Source organism: Sphingomonas changbaiensis NBRC 104936, assembly GCF_000974765.1.
Lineage (GTDB): Bacteria > Pseudomonadota > Alphaproteobacteria > Sphingomonadales > Sphingomonadaceae > Sphingomonas_B > Sphingomonas_B changbaiensis.
In genome coordinates, this window is sequence record NZ_BBWU01000002.1 from 1 (window position 1) to 21,812 (window position 21,812).

Annotated in this window: 14 protein-coding genes; 4 read left to right on the forward strand and 10 right to left on the reverse strand. The window is 66.9% G+C overall.

Features of this window, described 5'->3' with window-relative positions:
- Nucleotides 1-65 precede the first annotated feature (65 nt).
- The 5 genes from SCH01S_RS00810 to SCH01S_RS00830 form a co-directional block, all read right to left on the reverse strand.
- Nucleotides 66-683, reverse strand: coding sequence for a septation protein A (locus SCH01S_RS00810; RefSeq protein WP_046346874.1), 618 nt, complete (start codon nucleotides 681-683; stop codon nucleotides 66-68).
- Nucleotides 684-805: 122 nt separating this feature from the next.
- The gene (ftsY, locus tag SCH01S_RS00815) at nucleotides 806-1,732 is read right to left on the reverse strand and encodes a signal recognition particle-docking protein FtsY (protein ID WP_046346875.1); all 927 of its coding nucleotides are present in this window, start codon (nucleotides 1,730-1,732) and stop codon (nucleotides 806-808) included.
- On the reverse strand, nucleotides 1,729-3,015 hold the full coding sequence (gene mtaB / locus SCH01S_RS00820; RefSeq protein WP_046346876.1) for a tRNA (N(6)-L-threonylcarbamoyladenosine(37)-C(2))-methylthiotransferase MtaB: 1,287 nt from the start codon (nucleotides 3,013-3,015) through the stop codon (nucleotides 1,729-1,731). Before mtaB ends, ftsY begins: the two co-directional genes overlap by 4 nt.
- Nucleotides 3,012-3,815: a diaminopimelate epimerase gene (dapF, locus tag SCH01S_RS00825; RefSeq protein ID WP_046346877.1), complete on the reverse strand. Its 804-nt coding sequence runs from the start codon at nucleotides 3,813-3,815 to the stop codon at nucleotides 3,012-3,014. Before dapF ends, mtaB begins: the two co-directional genes overlap by 4 nt.
- Nucleotides 3,816-3,981: 166 nt before the next feature.
- Nucleotides 3,982-5,583: a putative bifunctional diguanylate cyclase/phosphodiesterase gene (locus tag SCH01S_RS00830; RefSeq protein ID WP_046346878.1), complete on the reverse strand. Its 1,602-nt coding sequence runs from the start codon at nucleotides 5,581-5,583 to the stop codon at nucleotides 3,982-3,984.
- Between the two features lie 160 nt (nucleotides 5,584-5,743).
- Between SCH01S_RS00830 and SCH01S_RS16700 the strand changes: the two genes are divergently transcribed.
- Genes SCH01S_RS16700 through SCH01S_RS00850 form a run of 4 tightly spaced genes read left to right on the forward strand, consistent with a single transcriptional unit; the run spans nucleotide 5,744 to nucleotide 7,931 of the window.
- The gene (locus SCH01S_RS16700) at nucleotides 5,744-6,097 is read left to right on the forward strand and encodes a hypothetical protein (protein WP_046346879.1); all 354 of its coding nucleotides are present in this window, start codon (nucleotides 5,744-5,746) and stop codon (nucleotides 6,095-6,097) included.
- Nucleotides 6,084-7,319 (forward strand): NRAMP family divalent metal transporter, encoded by a 1,236-nt coding sequence (locus tag SCH01S_RS00840; RefSeq protein WP_046346880.1) that lies wholly within the window; start codon nucleotides 6,084-6,086, stop codon nucleotides 7,317-7,319. The genes SCH01S_RS16700 and SCH01S_RS00840 overlap by 14 nt, the downstream gene beginning before the upstream one ends.
- Nucleotides 7,316-7,678, forward strand: a complete 363-nt coding sequence (locus SCH01S_RS00845; protein ID WP_046346881.1) for a hypothetical protein — start codon at nucleotides 7,316-7,318, stop codon at nucleotides 7,676-7,678. The genes SCH01S_RS00840 and SCH01S_RS00845 overlap by 4 nt, the downstream gene beginning before the upstream one ends.
- A complete protein-coding gene (locus tag SCH01S_RS00850) occupies nucleotides 7,665-7,931 on the forward strand; it encodes a hypothetical protein (protein ID WP_157032754.1) in 267 nt (88 codons plus the stop codon). The genes SCH01S_RS00845 and SCH01S_RS00850 overlap by 14 nt, the downstream gene beginning before the upstream one ends.
- Here SCH01S_RS00850 and SCH01S_RS00855 read toward each other — a convergent pair.
- The 5 genes from SCH01S_RS00855 to SCH01S_RS00875 form a co-directional block, all read right to left on the reverse strand.
- Nucleotides 7,882-9,348, reverse strand: coding sequence for an aldehyde dehydrogenase family protein (locus SCH01S_RS00855; RefSeq protein WP_046346883.1), 1,467 nt, complete (start codon nucleotides 9,346-9,348; stop codon nucleotides 7,882-7,884). The two genes, SCH01S_RS00850 and SCH01S_RS00855, sit on opposite strands and share 50 nt — an antisense overlap.
- Before the next feature lie 116 nt (nucleotides 9,349-9,464).
- Nucleotides 9,465-11,111 carry an acetolactate synthase large subunit gene (locus SCH01S_RS00860; RefSeq protein ID WP_046346884.1) on the reverse strand — a complete coding sequence of 549 codons (1,647 nt, stop codon included), beginning with the start codon at nucleotides 11,109-11,111 and terminating at the stop codon, nucleotides 9,465-9,467.
- A gap of 142 nt (nucleotides 11,112-11,253) precedes the next feature.
- A complete protein-coding gene (locus SCH01S_RS00865) occupies nucleotides 11,254-12,189 on the reverse strand; it encodes a D-2-hydroxyacid dehydrogenase (RefSeq protein ID WP_046346885.1) in 936 nt (311 codons plus the stop codon).
- Nucleotides 12,190-12,320: 131 nt separating this feature from the next.
- A complete protein-coding gene (gene cysS, locus SCH01S_RS00870; protein ID WP_046346886.1) occupies nucleotides 12,321-13,748 on the reverse strand; it encodes a cysteine--tRNA ligase in 1,428 nt (475 codons plus the stop codon).
- A 44-nt stretch (nucleotides 13,749-13,792) separates the two neighbouring features.
- On the reverse strand, nucleotides 13,793-21,811 hold the full coding sequence (locus SCH01S_RS00875) for a hypothetical protein (RefSeq protein ID WP_046346887.1): 8,019 nt from the start codon (nucleotides 21,809-21,811) through the stop codon (nucleotides 13,793-13,795).
- Nucleotide 21,812 lies beyond the last annotated feature (1 nt).

A 21,812-nucleotide genomic window follows, 5' to 3' on the forward strand; every position in this document is an offset into this window, starting at 1 on the left:
TCCTGACCCGCTAAGCAGGGAGGGTGAGTGCCCACCCCTAACCCCTCCCGCAAGCGGGAGAGGAACTACCCCTCCGGCGGCAGCGGTGCTTCCTTTTCGGTGTTCAACCCGTGCTTCATCAGCATCGGAATGTTCGCGATCGCGAACACCAGCGTCAGCGGCACCGCGCCCCAGAGCTTGAACCCCACCCAGAAATCCCAGCTCTGCGTGCGCCACACCGCCTCGTTCAGCAGCGCCATCCCGATGAAGAACACGGTCCAGTTGATCGTCAGCTTGCGCCAGCCGCTGTCGTCCAGCCCCGGATAGGCGGTTTCCAGTAGCGCCTTCAGCAGCGGCTTGCCGGTAGCCAGGCCATAGCCAAGGATCACCGCGAACATCGTGTAGACGATCGTCGGCTTGACCTTGATGAACGTGTCGTCGCGGAAGACGATCGTCAGCCCGCCGAAAAAGACGACGAGCGCGCCGGTGATCCAGAGCATCGGCGATATGCGGCCTGCTTTCACGCGGCTGGCGATCATCGCCGCGATGGTCGCGACCATGAACGCAGCCGTCGCCATGATCACCTTCGCCAGCTTCGGCCCGCCGGTCATTGCGTTGACGATGAAGAAGACGGCGAGCGGTCCGAAATCGATCGCCATGCGAAGGCCGGGGGAGAGTTCGCGGGGTTTGTTGCCGTCCGACAATTTGGGCTCCTAAACACGGTTTGGGCTGAGCTTGTCGAAGCCCTCCCTTGTTCTTCGATGCCGCCCTAGAAGGGAAGGGAGGGCTTCGACAAGCTCAGCCCAAACCAGATGTAGGCGCTCACCTATTCCTCCACCCCCGCGATCATGCGCGCGACTTCTCGCGCGTCGAACGGGCGGAGGTCGTCCATGCCTTCGCCGACGCCGATTGCATGGATCGGCATGCCGAATTTCTCGGCTGCCGCGACCAGCACGCCGCCGCGCGCGGTGCCGTCCAGCTTGGTCATGACGAGGCCGGTCACGCCGGCGACTTCCTTGAAAACCTCGATCTGGCTCAATGCGTTCTGGCCCGTCGTCGCATCCAGCACCAGCACCACGTCATGCGGCGCTTCCGGGTTCAGCCGGCCAAGCACGCGGCGGATCTTCGCCAGCTCGTCCATCAGCTCGCGCTTGTTCTGGAGCCGCCCGGCGGTGTCGACGATCAGCACGTCGATACCGGTCGCGGTCGCCTGCTTGACCGCGTCCCAGACGATCCCGGCCGCGTCCCCGCCTTCCGGCCCCGCCATGATCGGCACGCCAATGCGGTCGGCCCAGATGCGGAGCTGCTCGATCGCGGCCGCGCGGAATGTGTCGCCGGCGGCCAGCATCACACCGTAATCCTGCTCGAGGAACAGCCGCGCGAGCTTTGCGATCGTGGTCGTCTTGCCGGAGCCGTTGACGCCGATCACCAGGATCACCTGCGGACGCGGAAAGGCGTCCACATCGAGCGGCTCGGCGACGGGCGCGAGCACTTTCTCGATTTCCTCCGCGACGATTCCTTTCACCTGCGCTTCGGAAAGGCCGCGCTCGAACCGGTTTTCGGCCAGCCGCTCGCGAATGCGCGCCGCCGTCGCCGGGCCAAGATCGGACGCGATCAGCGCGTCCTCGATCTCATCGAGCGTCTCGCGATCCAGCGAGGCTTTGGTGAACAGGCCAGTCAGGTTCTCCGACAGCCGGTCGGACGTCCGCCGAAACCCGCCCAGCAGTTTCTCATGCCAGCGCGTGTCGGTCATTCAGGGCTTCCGATCAAAGTGTCGCCACGGCGGGCGGTGATGAGGAGGTCGATTATCGACCCTCTCTCCTGAAGGGAGAGGGTGGTTTTGGCGAAATTCTCCGCGTGTCCGCTTTGGCCGTCGAGTTCGACCAGCACGCGCTGTCGCGTCCCGATCAGGCCATCCAGCCAGCGCGCCTGGCGTTCGGTGCACAGCTCGCGCAGCCGCTTTGCGCGGGCGCGGATCACTTCCGGCTCTATCTGCGGCATGCGCGCCGCGGGTGTGCCGCGGCGCGGCGAATAGGGAAAGATGTGGCCGAAAACGATGTCGCATTCCTCGGCAATCCGGAGCGAGTTCGCGAACATCGCCTCGGTCTCGGTCGGGAAGCCGGCGATGAGGTCGGCGCCGATCGCGACTTCCGGCCGCGCGGCCTTGATGCGCTCGACCAGCCGGATCGCGTCGGCGCGCAGGTGCCGCCGCTTCATCCGTTTCAGGATCATGTCGTCGCCGGCCTGCAGCGACAGGTGCAGGTGCGGCATCAGCCGAGGTTCGCCCGCGATCAGCGCAAACAGGCGCTCGTCGATCTCGACCGGGTCAAGCGAGGACAGGCGGAGCCGGGGCAGGGCAGGAATCGCCTTCAGGATGCGCTCGACAAGCAGGCCGAGGCTGTCGCCGGTCAGATCGCCGTAGGAGGTCAGGTCGACCCCGGTCAGCACCACTTCCCGGGCACCGTCGTCGACCAGTTGCCGGATGCGCTCGATCACTACTCCGGCCGGCGTGGAACGGCTCGGGCCACGGCCATAGGGGATGATGCAGAAGGTGCAGCGATGATCGCAACCGTTCTGCACCTCGACGAAGGCGCGCGCGTGTTGTCTGAAACCCTCTCCCTTCAGGGGAGAGGGCGACTCGGCCCGGCGGGGCCGAGCGGGGAGAGGGTGTTGTGGTACAAAGCCCAGGACCCTCTCCCCGCTCGCGCCCGCAGGCGCGAGTCGACCCTCTCCCCTTACGGGAGAGGGTTGGTAGAGTGTCGCGTCGAGCTTCCCCAGATTGCTCACCACCTCGCTCACCTCGGGCATCGCCGCGAACGCCTCGCGCTCCACCTCCGCCGCGCAGCCGGTGACCACGATCCGCGCGTCCGGCCGCTCACGGCGCGCGCGGCGGATCGCGCGGCGCGTCTGGCGGACCGCTTCCTCCGTTACGGCGCAGCTGTTGACGACGATCAGGTCATTGTCCGGCAGCATCGCCCGGATCGCCTCGCTTTCGGCGATGTTCAGGCGGCAGCCGAGCGTGATAACGTCGCTCATCCGAACGCCTCCAGCTCTGCTTCGCCGGAAAAAACATGCGCCGCGGGGCCGGTCATGCGGATGCTTTCGCCCGGAGCCCAGTCGACCCGCAGGTCGCCGCCGGGAAGCGAAACCGTCACCGGCCATTGAACCAGCCCGCGCCGGATCGCCGCGACGGCCGTCGCGCAGGCGCCGGTGCCGCAGGCGCGCGTGAGCCCAGCGCCCCGTTCCCATACGCGGAGCGTCAACGAGGCGGGTCCGGTCACCTCGGCGATGTTGACGTTCACCCGCTCGGGGAAAAGTGGGTCATGCTCGATCGTGGGCCCGAGCCGTTCGATGTCGATCGCCTCCAGCCTGGGCACGAAGAAGACGATGTGCGGATTGCCGACATTGACCGCCGCGCCCTGCTCCAGCCCATCCCAGCCGACCGGCAGCGAAGCGGTGTCGAGGGCGTAGGCCAGCGGAATATCTTCCCAGCCGAAACGCGGCGCGCCCATGTCGATCGTAATGCCGGCTTCGTCCGCTCCCGCCTTGACGAGACCGCCCGCTGTGTCGATCCGCCGCGCCCCGGTCAGCTGCGCGACGCAGCGCAGCGCGTTGCCGCATTGCTCGACCTCGCCGCCATCGGCGTTGAAGATGCGCATGCGGAGGTCGGCTCCGTCGGCGCTTTCCAGCAGGATCAGTTGATCGCAGCCGATGCCCGTCTGCCGGTCGGCAATCGCCCGCGCGCGCGCCGCTGTGATCGGAACGTCCCGGCCACGCGCGTCGATGACGACGAAGTCGTTGCCCAGCCCATGCATCTTGTCGAACGCGAAGCGCATCGCGCGCGACTTAGGGGCGGGGGAGCGGGAAGTCTATGAGTTCCCCTCCCTTCTAGGGAGGGGCTCGGGGTAGGTATCGGCCGAAGGCCGAGCAAGACTCGGAGGCGGCAAGTGCTCGCTGGCGCTCGCTACCCACCCCCGCCCCTCCCTAGAAGGGAGGGCAGGCTCAGCCCGCCTTCCGGAGCTCCCGGATGCGTTCTCCGGCCGGTGCGGCGAGGCGCTTGACCGGCAGCAGGTTGCGTTCGGCGAGCAGGACGCGGACCTGGCCCACGTCCATCGGCTTGCCGAAATGCCAGCCCTGGCCCTGGTAGCAGCCAAGCGTCTTCAGCTTCGCCTCGATCTCCGGCGTCTCGACGCCTTCGGCGGTGACCGGCAGGCCGAGGCTGTCGCTGAGCTTCGTGATCGCGTTCACGACCGCGGTGCTCTCCGCATTGCTGCCGAGCGACGTCACGAAGCTGCGGTCGATCTTGACACGGTCGAACGGCAGCGCGCGCAGGTTCGAGAGCGACGAATAGCCGGTGCCGAAATCGTCGAGCGCCAGGCGGATGCCCTGATTCTTCAGGCTGCCGACCACCGACTGGGCAACGCCCATATTCTCGACCAGCGCACTTTCGGTGATCTCGATCTCCAGCCGGTTGGCCGGGAAGCCGGTTTCGACCAGCAGCTTGACGATCTTGTGCGCGAACCACGGGTCGCGAAGCTGGCTCGGCGCGATGTTGACGGAAAGGGTAAGCGAGGCGTCCCAATTCTTCGCTTCTTCGAATGCCTGGCGCATCACCGACATCGACAGGTCCGCGATCATGCCGGTTTCCTCGGCGATCGGGATGAAGATGTCGGGCGGGATGATGCCGCGGGTCGGATGTTCCCAACGCGCGAGCATCTCGAAGCCATGGAGCTTGCCCGACGCCAAGTCGATCTGCTGCTCGTAGAACGGCACGAACTGGCCGAGCGGAATGCCTTCGCGCATGCCGCTTTCGATGGCGTTGCGCATATTGAGTTCACGCTCCATCGACTCGTCGAACCAGTGGTAGCGGTTCCGCCCCGCATTCTTGGATGCGTACATGGCAATGTCGGCGCGCCGCAGCAGCTGCTCGATATTGTCGCAGCCGGCTTCCGACTTGGCGAGGCCGATCGAGGCGCCGGTGTGGATCGCGGCTCCCGCGATCTCCAGCCGCTGCCCGAGTTCGCTCACCAGCCGCTCGGCGACGGCATCGACCAGGTCGGGCCGCCCATCCTCATAGGAAAAGAGCAGGCCGAATTCGTCGGCGCCGAGCCGGGCGGCCAGCGCGCCCGCCGGCGCGGCGGCCTTGATCCGGTCGGCGGTCAGCTGCAGCGTCGCATCGCCGATCGCGTGGCTGTTCACTTCGTTGACGGTCTTGAAGTGATCGAGGTCGAGCAACAGCAGGGCCGTCTTGCGCCCGCGACGGTTGCTCTTGCGCAGCATCGCCGCGGCCTCGTCGAGGAAGGTCTGGCGATTGCCGAGGCCGGTCAGTGTGTCCTGGCGCGTGAGCTGCCCGATCCGCTCTTCCGCGGATTTCCGGCGGTCGGTCTCGTTGCGAAGGCTCGCGTGCAGACGCCAGCTGAACAGCACCAGCGCCACATTCAGGATCACGGACACGGCCAGCGTTCCGTCGAGCCGATCGGCACCGCGCATCGCGGTAAACATCGCCGGACCGGCGGTGGCGACCAGCAGCGCTGCCCCGGCCAGAGTGACGGCGCCCGCCGCAACATCCCGCCGTACCCAAACCCGCCGCTCCGAACCGTTCATTGTCACTCGTCCCGATACTCGATGCCGCACAGCTAGGGGTGCGGGGTGTAGGAAGGCTTAAGCCGGCAGATCTTTCAGGGTTTAGGGGCCGGTCACCATCTTTCCCGACCGCTTGCGCCGGGGCTCGGAACGCAACCGTATCGTTACGGGTTCATACCGGATGGATTCGGGCGTTCCAGCGCGGGCGATCATGGTGGTCGCCCTTTTGATCGCAGGCGGGTGCGGCCAGGTCAGCAGCGATCTGGCCACGATCAAGACTGCACGGTCGCTGGCGGCCGAGCGCGCGCTGGTTGCCAGGCTGAATGCCCAGAGCAAGCTCCGACCCGCCTATTCTAAAGGGATGCAACGCGGCGCCGTGCAGCAACTCGTCGCTGCCCGGTCGCAGTTGTCGCAGCCGGACGGCCGGGCCGGCCGGGCGATCGGGGCGGTCGCGGCACTGCCCGACGATGCCGGCCCGCTTCGGCTTGGCGCCCACCGCCTCGCGGCCGTCGAGGCGCAGCGTGAAAATCACTGAGCTGACACTCGGCATCCTGACCGCCGTCGGCGGCTTCGTGGACGTCAGCGAGCTCGTGTTCATGGCGCAGGCCGGCTCCCGCTTTCAATATGCGCTGGTGTGGGTGATCGTGCTGGCGACGATCGGCATGATGGTCTTCGGCGAAATGAGCGGCCGCGTCGCCGCGATCGCCAAGCAACCGGTGTTCAACATGATGCGGCACCGGCTGGGGCTGAACCTGGGCCTGGTGACGCTGATCGCATCCCTGATCAGCAACACCATCACCTGCGCGGCCGAGATTGGCGGGGTCGGCATCGTGCTGCATCTGCTGACCGGCTTCGGCTTCGTGCCGATGGCGATTGCCGCGACGGCCGTGTTCGTCGCCACCATCTGGCTGCTGCCGTTCAAGTGGATCGAGCGGACCTACGGTCTGCTCGGGCTGTTCATGATCGTGTTCGCGGTCGCGCTGGTGGCGATCGAGCCGCCTTGGGGACAGTTCGCCACCGGCTTCGTCCCGCAGGTGCCCGCCGGCCTGTCCACGCAGGATCTGCTCACCTACAGCTATTTCGCCGTCGCGATCGTCAGCGCGGTAATGTTTCCCTACGAAACCTATTTCTATTCATCCGGCGCGATCGAAGAAAAATGGGGCGAGAAAGACCTGGGGCTCAATCGTCTGACGACGATCGTCGGCTTCGGTCTGGGATCGCTGCTCACCGTCGCGATCCTGGCGAGTTCGGCGCAGCTCTTCGGGCCAGCCGGGGTCAATCCCGAGATGCCGGGCACGGCAGCACTTCAGGCTGCCGTCCCGTTCGGCCGCACGGGGCTGCTTCTCGCGCTGCTTGGCATGCTGTTCGCGATTGCCGGGGCTGCGATCGAAACCTGTCTGGCAAACGCCTATAGCCTCTCACAGTTCTTCGGCTGGCGCTGGGGCCGGCGTTTGAAGCCCCACGAGGCACCGCGATTCACGCTCGTCTGGCTCGTCGTTTTCATACTCGCGCTCGGCATCGTGCTGACCGGGGTCGAGCCCATCGCTCTGGCCGAATATGCGGTCGTCGTGTCGATCCTGGTGCTGCCGCTGACCTATCTGCCGCTGCTGCTGCTGGCCGGAGACAAGAGCTATATGCGCCAGCATGCCAATGGCTGGATCGCGAAGACGCTCGGCTGGGCCTATTACGCGCTGATCGTGGTCGCCGCATTGGCCGCATTGCCGCTCTTCCTGCTGACAGAAGGAGGAAAGCTGTGACGATCGGGCGGGTGAGGCTGCTGACGCAGGTGCGGGACCTGCAGATCATCGATCGCGACGAGCAGGATTGCGGCATCGTCGACGATGTCGAGCTGGAGGGGCGACCGGGCGAGGGGCTGCGCGTCACTGCGATTCTGGTCGGGCCCGGCGCCTACCGGACACGGCTGCCGCGCTGGGCGATGCGACTGGTGGCGCTGATCGCCGGCGATCACATGGCGCGGGTGCCGTGGGGCGAGGTGGCCTATATCTCGTCGACGGTGCAGCTCGCGCGGCCGGCGCAGGACTATGGCCTTGGCGAGGCGGAGCAGCGCGCGCGCCGCCTGCTACCGCAGATCGGAGGCCTGAATGCGCCTGAGTGAACTCTATGGTGTGCCGGTGCGCGATCTGGACGGCAAGCCACTCGGCCGGCTGTTCGAAATCTATGTGATCGAAGACGAAGTCGAGGCGATCGGCTGCGGCCCGGGCAGCTTGTTCGAGCGGCTGACCGGCCGCAACCACGGCAGACGCATCCCCTGGATCGCCGTGCGCGCAATCGGCCCGCGCGGAATCACGATCGACCCCGCTATTCTCCCATCTGCTTGGGCGGAGGGCCCTGCTCCCGCCGACGAATGACGAGATTGCGGATCTCCGTCATGTCCTCGATCGCGAACCGGATGCCTTCGCGGCCGAGCCCGGAGTCCTTCACGCCGCCATAGGGCATGTTGTCGACGCGGTAGCTGGGCACGTCGTTCACCACCACGCCGCCGACGTCGAGGTGATCCCAGGCGTCCAGCACCTGGAAGATGTCGCGCGTGAAGATGCCGGCCTGCAGCCCGAACTTGCTGTCGTTGACGATGTCGAGCGCCTGTTGCCAGGTCGAGAAGCGCTCGAAGAAGGCGACGGGGCCGAACGCTTCCTCGCGGTTGAGCTTCGTGTTCGTGCCCACATTCTCCAGCAGCGTCGCTTCCAGCATCGCGCCGTCGCGCTTGCCGCCGCAGAGCAGGTTCGCGCCGCTCGAAACCGCTTCCTGGATCCAGCGGTCGAGCCGTTCGGCTTCCTTCACGTCGATCATCGGCCCGATGAACACGTTGCGGTCGTGCGGGTTGCCGGCGACCAGCGTCTTGGTCTTGGCGACCAATTTGTCCCGGAACGCGTCATACACATCATCGTGCACGACGATCCGCTGCACGCCGATGCAGCTCTGGCCGGACTGGTAGAACGCCCCGAACACGGTCCGCTCGACAGCGTCGTCCAGGTCGGCATCGCGGTCGATCACCACGGCCGCGTTGCCGCCCAGCTCCAGCACCACTTTCTTCTTGCCGGCCTTGGCCTTCAGGTCCCAGCCGACGCCGGGCGAACCGGTGAAGCTTAACAGCTTCAGCCGCTCGTCCTCGGTGAACATGTCCGCGCCGTCGCGGTGGGCGGGGAGGATCGAGAAGGCGCCCTTGGGCAGGTTGGTCTCGGCCAGCACTTCGCCCATGATGATCGCGCCCAGCGGCGTGCGGCTCGCCGGCTTCATCACGAACGGGCAGCCGACCGCGATCGCCGGCGCAATCTTGTGCGCGGCCAGGTTCAGCGGAAAGTTGAACGGCGAAATGAACGAGCAGGGCCCGATCGGCACCCGCTTCCAGATGCCCTGATAGCCTTTCGCGCGGGGGCTGATGTCCAGCGGCTGGACCTCGCCGGTCATCCTGACCGCTTCCTCGGCGGCGATGCGGAACGTGTCGATCAGGCGGGTGGCTTCGCCCTCCGCGTCCTTGATCGGCTTGCCCGCCTCGACGCACAGCGCATAGGCGAGCTCGTCGAACCGCTCCTTGAACCGCGTGACGCAGTGATTGAGCACGTCCCGCCGCTCGTACGAAGCCATCCGCGCCATCGGCTCGGCCGCCTTCACCGCGGCTGCGATCCCCGCCTCGATCTGCTCCGGCCGCGCCAGCGCGACTCGGAAGGCGACCTCGCCGGTGTATTTGTCGGTGACCTCCAGGTCGGCATTCCCGGCCCAGGCTTCGTTGGCAAGGTAGAGGGGGTAGGTGTCACGCAGTTTGGTCATCTTCTCACCTGACGTAACCGACTCCGTTCGCTTCGAGCGAAGTCGAGAAGCGCTTGGCACCGAGCTGTCGTTTCTCGACTTCGCTCGAAACGAACGGACTCCCGTTCAACCCGCTGTCACAGCGCCTTGCTGAGCTGCTTGATGTCGTGGTTCAGGATCTTGTCGTTTTCGGAATAATCGACCGGGCAGTCGATCAGGTGCACGCCCGGCGTGTCCAGGCATTCCTTCAGCAGTCCCGGCAGCATTTCGGCCGAGGTGACGCGGTGGCCCTTGGCGCCGTAGCTTTCGGCATATTTGACGAAATCGGGGTTGCCATAGGTCAGGCCCCAATCCTTGAAGCCCATATTGGCCTGCTTCCAGCGGATCATGCCGTAGCTGCTGTCATTGAGGATCAGCACGGTGATGTTGAGGCCGAGGCGGACGGCGGTCTCCATCTCCTGGCTGTTCATCATGAAGCCGCCGTCGCCGCAGATCGCCATCACCTTGCGGTCGGGATAGACCATCGCCGACGCCATCGCAGAGGGCAGGCCGGCGCCCATCGTCGCCAGCGCATTGTCGAGCAGCACGGTGTTCTGCTGCCGCGCCGGATAGTTGCGGGCGAACCAGATTTTGTAGACGCCATTGTCGAGACAGATGATGCCGTCGGCCGGCATCGCCTCGCGGATCTTGCGAACCAGATAGGGTGGGAAGATCGGGAAACGATCGTCGCCGTCGAGGCTTTCGGTATGCTCCACCTCCGCCTTGCGGAAGCGCAGCATGTCGTCGAAGTTCCACCGGCCCGAGGGCACGATATCCTCGACGATCTGCCAGATCGCGTTGCCGATATCGCCGATCACCTCGATCTGCGGGAAATAGACCGGATCGACTTCGGCCGAGCGTGCCGAGATGTGGATCACCTCCGCACCGCCGCGTTTCATGAAGAAAGGCGGCTTTTCGATCACGTCGTGGCCGACATTGACGATCACGTCCGCGGCCTCGATCGCGCGGTGCACATAGTCGCCGGCCGACAGCGCCGCGCAGCCGACGAAGCGCGGATGGGTCTCGTCGATCACGCCCTTGCCGAGCTGGGTGGTCACGAACGGGATGCCGGTCTTCTCGACCAGCTTCAGCAGCATCCGACCGGTGACCTTGCGGTTCGCGCCGGCGCCGATCACCAGGATTGGGGCCTTGGCGTCCTCAAGCTTCTTGACCGCCGCGCGCACCGCCTTTGCTTCGGCGAGCGGGCGGCGATGCAGGCTGGGCTTGAGGGGCGTCGAATCCGTGTGCTCGTCGGCCACGTCCTCGGGGAATTCGAGGTGGGTCGCGCCGGGCTTTTCCTCTTCGGCCAGCCGGATCGCCTCGCGGATGCGGCTGGGGATGTTGTCGGCGCTGGCGAGCTGGTGCGTGTATTTGGTGATCGGCCGCATCATGTCGACTACGTCGAGGATCTGGAAGCGGCCCTGTTTGGACTTCTTGATCGGTTTCTGGCCGGTCACCATCAGGATCGGCATGCCGCCCAGCTGCGCATAGGCGGCGGCGGTGACGAAGTTGGTCGCGCCGGGCCCCAGCGTCGCCATGCACACGCCGGTCTTGCCGGTATGGCGGCCATAGGTCGCGGCCATGAAGCCGGCGCCTTGTTCGTGGCGGGTCAGGATCAGCTTGATCTGCTTGGACCGCGACAGGCTGTCGAGCATGTCGAGATTCTCTTCACCGGGCACGCCGAAGATATACTCGACGCCCTCCTCTTCCAGACATTGGATGAAGAGGTCGGATGCCTTCGTCATTGATGTCCCCCCGTGTGCCGGATGCAGTTTGATACGCGTCCCGGCGCGCAGCTCCGGCTCTGCCGATTCCCGCTGCGCCGGCATGGCTTATCGTTTCGGGGTTGGCGACGCTAGCCCGCACTCGCTCCGGACGAGCGACAAGTCAGTAGCCCAGATCGAGGTCCACCGCGTTGATCAGCGGCTCGCCCGATCGGTAGCGGGCGAGATTGTCGAGGAACAGCCTGGCGCCGCGCTGAAACATCTTGCTCTGCGACTGACCGGACAGGTGCATCGTCACATGGGCGTTGGGCAGCGTCCACAAGGGGTGATCCGACGGAAGCGGCTCGGGCGTGGTGACGTCCAGAAATGCGCCCCCGATCCGGTTTTCGGTCAAGGCAGTCACCAGCGCCTCCTGGTCGACGACGCTTCCCCGCGCGATGTTGATCAGCACGGCATCGGGCTTCATCGCGTCAAGCTCGGCAGCGCCGATCATCCCCTGGGTTTCGGCGGTTGCAGGAGCCGCGAGGATCACCCAGTCGAATTCGCCCAAGCGGGCACGCCAGGCGTCGGTGCCAAGCTCGCCCGGTCCCGGCCTGCGCCGGACAGTGGTCACGGCAACGTCGAATGCGGCCAGGCGGGTTCGGACAAGCGATCCGATGGCACCTCCCCCCAGGATAAGGGCGCTGGTCTCGGCCAGTTCCAGACGGCCCGGCGGCGATCGCAGCCATTCGTGCCTGTCCTGCGCGCGTACGACCTCGCGATAGCCCTTCGCGATGGTCAGCATGCCCATCACCACATATTCGGCGATCGTGATCGCGTTGATGCCGGCGCCGTTGGTGACCGTGACGCCTTGCCGGGCCAGCGTGTCCTTGGGCATCCAGTCGATGCCGGCATAGATCGTGTTGAGCCATTTGAGCGCGTCGGCGCGCTCCAGCGCCGCGACCATGTCCCTGGCTTCGTACATATCGAGCCACCCGACCTCCGCACCCGGCGCCATTTGACAGGCGTCCTCGGCCGAGGCGAACCAGCGGGCTTCCGCGTCGGCGGGCAAATGCGGCTCGAGCAGCGGCCGGGCGAGGGCGGGGAGGGTGAGGATCATGGATGTTGCCTACCTCTCCCATCGGGAGAGGTCGAGACGGCGGAGCCGTCCGGGTGAGGGGATCGGGAGCGAGCCGTTCCGCACCGTAACCCCTCACCCCGCTCGCGCCGCAGGCGCGAGTCGCCCTCTCCCTATGGGAGAGGGATGCTCCAGTCCCACCCAAGCGGATCGCCGTCCATCACCTCGACGCCTTCCGCTGCGAGCTCATCACGGATGCGGTCGGAGGTGGCGAAGTCCTTCGCGGCACGTGCATCCTTGCGCTCCGCCAGCCGCGCCTCAATTGCCGTCTCGTCGATCGACGCATCCTTTGGCGGCACCCGCAACTCAGCGCGCGACAGCCCCAACACGGTCAGCCCCAGCACCGAATCCATCTGCGCCAGGGCGGCCCGGCGCTGGCCGGCATCCAGCCCCTTTGTCGTCAGCACCGTCTCGAAATGCGTCAGCGCCTTGGCGGTGTTCAGGTCATCCGACACCGCCTCGTCGAACGCCGCGAGTTCGGCGGTGACACGCTTGTCCGTGACCTCGCTGGTTTCGGCGGCCGGCAGCTTTTCCGCCGCGATCACCATCCGCTTCAGCCGCGTCAGCGCCGCCGCGAGGTTCTCGAACGTGAACTCCAACTCGCTGCGGTAATGCGCCTGCAGGCACATCAGCCGGTAGGCGAGGGGGTGGAAGCCGCGGTCGACCAGCGCCTGCAGCGTCAGGAACTCGCCTTTCGACTTCGACATCTTGCCGCCGCGGTCGATCAGGAAATTATTGTGCATCCAGATGCGCGCGCCGCTGTCTGCGGAATGGCAGCGCGCCTGGTTTTGGGCGATCTCGTTCGGGTGGTGGATCTCGCGGTGATCGATGCCGCCGGTGTGAATGTCGAACGGAAAGCCGAGCAGCGCCTCCGACATCACCGAGCATTCGAGATGCCAGCCCGGCGCGCCGCGACCCCAGGGCGAGTCCCATTCCATCTGTCGCGTCTCGCCGGGCGGCGTCGCGCGCCAGATCGCGAAGTCGGTCGGGTGACGCTTGCCTTCGACAGTGTCGATCCGGCTTTCGCCTTCGTCGGTCTTGGTGCGGGCGAGCCGGCCATATTCGGGCACGGTGGTCGTATCGAAGTAGAGCCCGCTCGGCAGCTGGTAGCAGTTCGCCTCGATCGACTTCGCGAACTCGATCATCGCGGGCACATAGTCGGTCGCGATCGACCAGGTCGCCGGCTGCCGGATGTTCAGCCGATCGATGTCGCGCCAATAGGCGTCGGCGTAGAATTTCGCGATGTCCCAGGCCGATTTGCCCGCTCGCGCAGCCGCCGTCTCCATCTTGTCCGCGCCTTCATCGGCGTCCGACGTCAGGTGGCCCACATCGGTGATGTTGATGACGTGGCGAAGCGCGTAGCCCTTATAGCTGAGTATGCGGCCCAGCGTGTCGGCGAACACATAGGCGCGCATGTTGCCGACATGCTGATAGTTATAGACGGTTGGCCCGCAGGTATAGACGCGCGCCTCGCCTGGGTGGACGGGCTCGAACGTCTCGATCGAGCGGGTGAGGCTGTTGAACAGGCGCAGCGGAACCATGGGCGCCGCCTTGGCCCGCCGCTGCCCGAACCGTCAACCGCCTGTCACGGCTGCTGCGGGCTGATCGGCGTGAGCCACAGATCCTCGTTGCCGGCGCCGGTGACCGGCTGATCGATCAGCGGATCGAAGCGGGAGGTCGGCACGCTCAGGATCTGGATCAGCGGCGTCGGCCGCGATTGCGACGTCTGCAGCGATTGTTCCTTCTGGTCCTCTTTCCGATCGTCCTCGATCTGGTCGCGCGACGCGCTGAACACCGGCGCAACCGTCTCGGGCGGCGGCCCGGGTGGGGGCGGCGCGACCCCGCAGAGTGTCCCGGGCGTGCAGCCGTTGAAGCTGGAGCCCGTGTCGAAGCTGCCACTGACGTTCACTGCGTTGATCAGGCCCGCACCCGTGACCGTGCCGACTTGCCCGTTCAGCACCAGTTGCGCCGGCTGATCGCCGGTGGTTTCGATCCGGAAGCTGTTGGCGGTAAAGCCGCGCTTTGCGTTCGGGTCGGTGCCGTTCGCGCCGCTGTTCTGGATGAACGCTAGCCGGCCGATCCGCACCACGATCTGTCCGGCCTGGAAATAGCCGCCGTCATTTTCGAGCTGGTCGTTGGTGCCGAGCCGCTGTTTGACGGCATTGAGGTCGAGGCCGGTAATTTCGGTTCGCGCCTTGGTCGACAGCGCCTGCACCTGCTGCGCCTCCAGCCGCAGCGTGCCCGACAAGCCGCCGGGCGGGTTCTTGAGCGTCACCAACCCGCTTTCGGCCGCCAGCGCGATGTCGCTGGCGGATCGCAGCGTCACGGTCTGGCCAGCGCCGATGTTCCTGAACTGCAGGTTCCCGACGATGCCGATCGCGCGAGGCGAACTGATCAGCAGCGTGCCGTTCGATCCGAGCTGGCCACCGTCGAATGTGAGCGAGCCAAGCACGACATTAGCCGCCGCCGGATCGACGAAGCTGAACGCGGTTCCGGTGGCGCTGGTCGGCGCCGAGGCGAAATTGATGTCGCCCTGGCTCGCGATCCGGCCAAGCTCCGTATTGTCGAGCCGGTAGCCGGTCCCGCTCGGCGCGTCGCCGATGAACATCCGGTCGGTCGTGCCGGTGAGCGTCAATGCGGTGGTCTGGGTCTTGCTGCCGAGCTGTGCCGTGGAGCCGATCGCGATATCGTTCGACCTCAGCGCGATCGTGCCGCCCGTCACGGTGCCGTTGACGGCTATCAGTCCCGGCGTGGTCGCCGTCAGGGCACCTGTTGCCGAAACGTCGCCGAGCGCCAGGCCGCCATTGACGCCGTGAAGCGAAAGGTCGCCGCCGCTCGCCACGGCCTTGGTCAGTGCCAAATCGCCCTGTGCGGTCAGGTTGACGGACTGACCCATCGCCTGGATCGGGCCGGCCGCGGTCAGGTCGCTCGAGACGGTGATCGTGCCGTTGCCGGACGCGAGCGTAACTGCGCCGCCCGAGGCGATCGTACCGACCGTCACGCCCTGCGCCCCGGAAATGTCGATGACACCCGAGCCGCTCTTCAGCGAATTCGCCGTTACGGCGCCACCGCTAGCGAGCGTGATCGCGCCGGTCGCAGTGGAAGTGCCGACGGCAAGCGTTCCCGCGACGGTGGTAAGCTTCAGATCACCCGCGGTCGCATCCGCCTGGAGCACTTTCAAACCGTTTTGCGCGGTGATGTCGAGCGATGGCGCGGCCAGGATAAGGTCATCGCCGACAACGAGGTCATTCGTCACGACCAAGGGGCCGCTGCCCGATTTGAGCGTCGCGGTGCCGGTCGAGGACACGGTGCCGACGGACAGCCCGTTCCTCGCATTCAGCGAGATGTCCCCCGCCGTGGCCGTGAAGGCCTGGGCAGAGATCGCACCGTTGCTTTCAACGGAAATCCGCGCGGCCGTCGCGTTCCCGCCGGTAACGGTGGCAAAGGGCTCGATCGTCAATTGACCGCCGGCGGCGATCGTATCGAACGTTACCGATCCTTGGCCCTGCAGCGAAATGTCCCCGGTTGCGCTGAGCGAGCCCAGCTTCAGCAGACCCGTTCCCGAAGACAATCCGATGCCGCCGTCGGTCGCGACGGCCTTGCTGATGCCGAGACCGTCGTCGTTGACCAGGCCGATGCTGCGGCCGATCGCGACCACATCGCTTGCTTGCGTCGCGCCATCGGTCTGGATCGCGCCATTGGCGGCCAGAAGCGAGAGCGCGCCAGTCGTATGCAACTCGGCGGCGTGGATTCCGGCGTCCGCGCTGATGGACATCGGCCCGGCATTGGCGACCAGGCCGAGCGAGACGTCGAGTTTGCCCGGCGTCGTAATCGAGACGCTTCCGCCGCTTCCGCCGTAGAAGCTGGTGACATCGCCGCCGGCGTCGATCGTCAGCGCCCCGGCCGCCGCGATCTTGTCGAAGGACACGGTGCCGCCCGAACGAAGGGTGATCGCGCCGCTCGCGGTCGCATCGGAAAGGCGCAGGGCGCCTGCCTTCGTCACCAGCGTCAGGTCACCCGCAGTTGCGGTGGTGGCGGAGACGTTCAGGCCATCGAGCCCGTTCAGCGTCACGGCCTGGGCGGTCGCTGTAATCCCGCTTGCCGACGCATCTGTGGCGACGTTGATCGTGCCGGATGTGGCGCTGAGCGTCGCGCGGCCGGTCGCGGCGAAGCTATCGAGCGCGATGTTCTTGCCGGCGACGAGGTCGAGCGGCGATCCGGACACGATCCGGCCGACTGCGATCGTGCCCGGCGCGGTGATGCCGCTGTCGTTCACGACGGCGTCGTCGAAATCGACGGTGCGGATCGTCGCCGCATCGATGCCGCCCAGCGTGACGTTGTTGCCGGCGAACAGGTCGAGCGTGCCCGGCGCGTTGACCTGCGCCGCTGCCCCGTCGATGCTGTGGAACGAGGCCACGCGCGCGACATTGCTGCCGCCCGTGATCGTCAGCGGCCCGTTCAGCGTCAGGTTCTCGTTCAGCGACTCGACCGTCAGGCTATCGGACGCGCGGATGAGGTTGGCGACGCCGGCCTGTCCCAAGTCCACCGAACGGGCACGCAGCAGCACGTCGGTGCCGTCGATGCCGCCGTTCAGGCGCAGATTGATCGGCTCGAACTCGCTCTCGCCGATGCGCACAATCCCGCTCACATGCGTCGTGCCGAGGCAGACACTGCCTTCCAGACACAGGCCGGTCAGCTGGCCGCCATCGTTCGACGGCACCTGGTCGCCGACTGGGATAGTGTTGAGCCGGACATAGAGATTGCCCGCGGTCAGCGCGGTCGTGCTGCTTGCCTGCACCGCGCCCGCGCTCATGAACAAGGTGCGGTTCGGGGCTTCGACGGTGCCGTCGATCAGGATCGATGCGACATTGCCGTCGACAGGCTCGCCGGTGTTGATGTGGCCGGCCATCAGCCGCAGCTGTGAGGCCTGCTCTAGCGGATCGGTCGCGCCATAGCCGGTTTCGGGCGGCGGGTTGTTCGCCGCGCGGACCAGCGCGCCGGAGCCGATGATGATGTCGTCGCCGGTGGCGATCGTCAGGCCGCGATCCGCAATCACCTGCGCGCCGGATTGCACGGTCGCGTCGGTGCCGGCGTAGATCGAGATATCGCCTGTCGAGGTCACGGTTCCGGTGACAACCGCGTCCGCCGGCACGAAGCCTTCGCCTGCGCCCGCGCCGATGAAGATGCTGCCGGCCGTTTCGCTGTTGCCCGCTGCAAGCGATCCGACGGTCACGCCATCAAACCCGGTAATGTTGATGGCCTCGGTCGCCAAAGCCTTGGCAACGTTCGCGCGGCCGCCGAACGCACCAATATCGATCGAACCGGTGGACGCAAGCAACGTGCCTGCCTGCGCATCGATATCGCCGTTATTGGTGTGCAGGCTGAGGCTCGGCGCGCTCAGCGAGGCCGACAAGGTGTTTGCCGGGCTCGAATTGGTGATGCTGATGCCGCGCGTGAGGGAGAGAACATCGATCGACGTGCCCGATGCCAAGCCGCCGGTACCCTGGAAGCTGAAGCGGACATCGCCATTGGCGGTCAGGTTGACATCGCCATCGACCTCGATCGCGCGCGCGCTTGACTGGATGTCGTAGTCGGAGCTGGTCTCGGTCGTGTTCGGCGCATTCGAGAAGCTGACCGCGTACAGCGAGCCGAGATGGATCCCGCCTTGTCCGTTGATGCCGGTGTCGGCAATCAGCAGCGATCCATCGACATCGCCGCCGGTCAGGTCGGTCGAGAAATTGCCAGCCTTGAAGGCGCCCGCCTGACCGGCCGGGCCGTCGGCCACCTGAAGCTCCAGCCGCCCGCCAAAGCCGCTGCCGTTGCTGCCGGACGCGGCGGTGGTGACGATGCCCGTGGCCGAGTCCGGGGCACCCTGTCCGCCGCTGCCGCCGAAGCCGCGCTGTGCGCTCGCGTCGGTGAACAGATCGCCGAAGATCGCCTGCCCGCCGGTGATGCCGATGGTCGCGAGTCCGGCAGAGGCGCTGCCGCCGTTCCCACCGATGCCGCCGCTGTTGCCCTGTGCCGAGCCGGTGCCGCCGCTGCCGCCGAATCCGCTGCGCGCGGAGGCGATCAGGACCGGAGGCGAATTCTCGATGCCGCCCAGGCCGGGGATGGTCGCAACCGCGCCGCCGTCGACCAGCACCGACGCCGTCCCACCGAACGCAGATGCCGCGGAACCACCTTTGCCGCCCAGCCCGGAATCAGCGAAGCTGCCGCCATCGCCACCGCCGCCGGAGACCGCGCTGGCATCCAGCACGAACGGTCGGAACTGGCCACTATCGGCGACATTGACGACCGCGCCGTTCGAAGCTTCGAAGCGCGCGGCGCCTCCCGTCGCGCCGCCGCCGTTTCCGCCATCCAGCCGCGCGGCCGGGCCACCGAAGCCGCCGTTCGCATAGCTGTCGGCATTGATCGTGAAGAGGTCGGCCGTGCCGCCGTCGAAGCGCACCAGCGCGAGGCCGCCGGTCGCGGCGCCGCCATTGCCGCCCGCCGCGCCGCTGCCGCCGCTTTGAGCGTTGCCGGTGGCCTCTGCCGTCAACTCCGGCTGGCCGTTGACGACCGCATTGGTGAAGATGATCGAGGCGTTGCCGCCGGCGCCGTCGCCGCCATTGCCGCCGCGCCCGCTCGCCGCCGGATCGAAGCTGCCTTCCCCGGCAGCCAGGACCAGTCCGGCGAGGCCGCCGGTGCCGTTCGCGCCAGCATTCACGCTCCCGAACGAATGCGTGCCGCCGGTCACGGCGATACCGGCGATGCCGCCCGTCGCCGCGCCGCCATGGCCGGCATTCGCGGTCTGCACGTCACCGAAGAAATTGGAATAATCGACGGTGCCGCCGTCGCCTCCGGTCGCCGCGGCACTGACTGAGAGTTCGCCGACAGAGAAGCTTACGCCGCCGGTCGCGACCTGCGCGGTGCCGCCCGTCGCGGCGCCGCCGGATGCAGCGTCCACCGGCGAGGAGCCGAAGGTTTGCCCGTCGCCGCCGAACCCGCCGGTCGCTTCGGCCGAGAGCCGCACTGTATCTGCACTCAGGCTGCCGCCGATGCCGGTCAGGTAAGCGCCCGATCCGACGCCGAACGGATTGGTGCCAACCCCAGCCGTGCCGCCTGCGCCCGCGCCGCCGTAGCCGGACTCGCCGAACGCGCCGTCGCCGCCGAAAGCGTCTGCGATGATCGAGACTGTGCCCGCGGTCAGGGTGCCGCCGTTGATCGAGAGTTCGGCCCGACCGCCGAAGCCGGCGCCGGCCGCTGTATCATAGCTGCCGTTGCCGCCGCTGCCGCTCGCGGAGAGGTTGATATCCCCGGTCGATACGGGACCTCCGGTCAGGCTCAACAGAACGCTGCCGCCGACTCCGATGCCGCTGTTGCCGTGCGGTACCGAAGCGCGAAGGTCCAGCGGGCGCGACACGCTGCCGTTGGCGGAAAGATCAATGCCGCTCGCGAAGAAGCTGGATTCGACATTATTCGGGTCGGCCGAGTTCACCGTGATGCTGATCGTGCCGCCGCGGCCGGTGGTCGGGCTGAAAACATTGCTGAACCCGCCGGTGCCGTCGGCGCTGGCGGTCAGCGTGCCTTCGCCGGTCGAGAACGACGATGCGCCATTCACGATCGTAACGGTGCCGCCGGTGCCGTCCCGGACTGTCCCGCCATTGAAGGCCCCTCCGGCGCGGGCGGAGGCGGAAAGGTCGATGCCGTTGCCGGCGAAGATCGAGCTGCTTGCCTGGTTCGTGATCGAGATCGTGCCGCCCTGGGCGGCGCCCGCCGCCGAATCGCCGTCGGCGCCAAAGCCGCTGGCGCTGATCCGCAGGAAACTGGCGTCAAGCTCGCTGCCGTGCAGGTTCAGGACGACGTCGCCGCCCGTCCCGTTGCCGCCCGAATTGAAACTGCCATAGCCGCCACTGCCGTCCGCAAAGACCGTCAGTTGACCGGTGTTGATCAGGCCGCCGCCGGAGGCGGCGAGCGTGACCACGCCGCCGTGACCGTCGCCGGCAGACGCGACCCCGCCATAGCCGGATTCGCCGCCGGTCCCGCTGGCATCGATGTTGAAGTTGCCGCCCGACAGGATCTGGCCGCCGCTCAGTGCGGATACGGCGACAGTGCCGCCGGTGCCGTTCGCCCCCGGTTGGGATGACCCGCTGCCGCCGTACGCGCTGCTGTTGAGATCGATGAAGTCGGCAGCGGTGATGATGCCGCCATTGGAGGCGATCAGCGACAGAGCGTGTCCGGTCGCCGCGCTCGCCGCACCATAGCCGGCCTCGTTTGCGCCGTCGGAGCGGCCAACCAGAGACAGGCTTTGCGCCTGGATCGTGCTGCCGCCGTCCGCGGTCACGCTGATCGCCGAGGCGCCGCTGCTTTCGGCCGCATCCTGGCTCAGCAGCACGTCGCCGCCCGCCGTGATATTGCGGCCGGCCGATGCGGTCATCGTGATCGCGCCCGAATTGGCGAGCGCCTGCAGGTCGGTCGCAAAGCTGAGCGAGGAGGCGGACGTGTCGACGCTGATGCTCTGCGCGGATGCGACCGTCTGGCCCCCGAAATCGCCGCCGGCGATGCGGATGTCGCCCTGGCTCGGCGATTGCGCCACGTCATTCGATACGCCGCTGCCGGTGGTCAGAATGATCTGCCCGTTGGCCGCAAGCTGCGCCTGCACCGCGGGCGCATAGCCGAGGCTGCCGGAGACGAGCATCGTCACCGCATCGTTCTTCGGCACCGCCATCAGATAGACGCGCCGCGCTGCGCCGGTCTGGCTGGCATCCCGCACTTCGGTCGTGCCGCTGTGGGTCAGCGTCGTCTCGCCGCCGGCGTTGACGTTGGAGCCGGTCTGGACCGCGATGTCGAACAGGCCGCCCGAGATCGGGATCGTGATGTCCGCGCTCTCGGCCGCGACCAGCGCGGCGCCGCCCTCGACATTCATGCTGCCGGCCTGGGTCACGCGCGGCGCGACCAGCGCGATATAGTTGCCGCTGGCGTTGATCTGCGCCCCGGGCATGATCGTCACGCTGGAGCGGCTGTCGACATCGCCGCGGAAGCGGATCGTGCCGGCCTGCGAGCTGCTGCTGTCATCGCCGAACAGGCCGCCCGAAATGTCGATATCGTTCGCGCTCAGCACCAGGCTGCCGACGTCGAAGCGGCTGGTCGCGCCGGCGATGATGCCGCCCGGCGAATAGAACCAGATGTTGCCGCCCGTGGTCGCGCCGTTGCCCAGATCGAGCTGGCTTTGGACGGTGCCGTCGAACCGGATCGCGCGGCTCGGATCCTCCGGGATCACGCGATTGAGGACCGTGTATTGGCCGACACCGATGTCGCCGTTGTTCTGGAAGACGAGCTCGTTGCCGGCGGGCAGGACGGTGATCGGGCCGCCCCCGGTCCCGCTGTCGTTCGGCGTCCAGTCGATCACCACCTGCGGCGTATTCGCGATCACACGGTCGCGCAGGCCGCCGGAGATGACGTTGCCCGGACTGAACGTCGCGTCGCCGGTGACGACGTTCGGCGTCGCCTGAAACGCCTGCTGGCCGAAGGCGGGGGTCGCCATCGCCGCGGCAACGGCGCATCCGGCGAGCAGCCGCGCACGACGGCTGCGGAGCAACAGGGCGGGGTTCATCGACGCGATCATG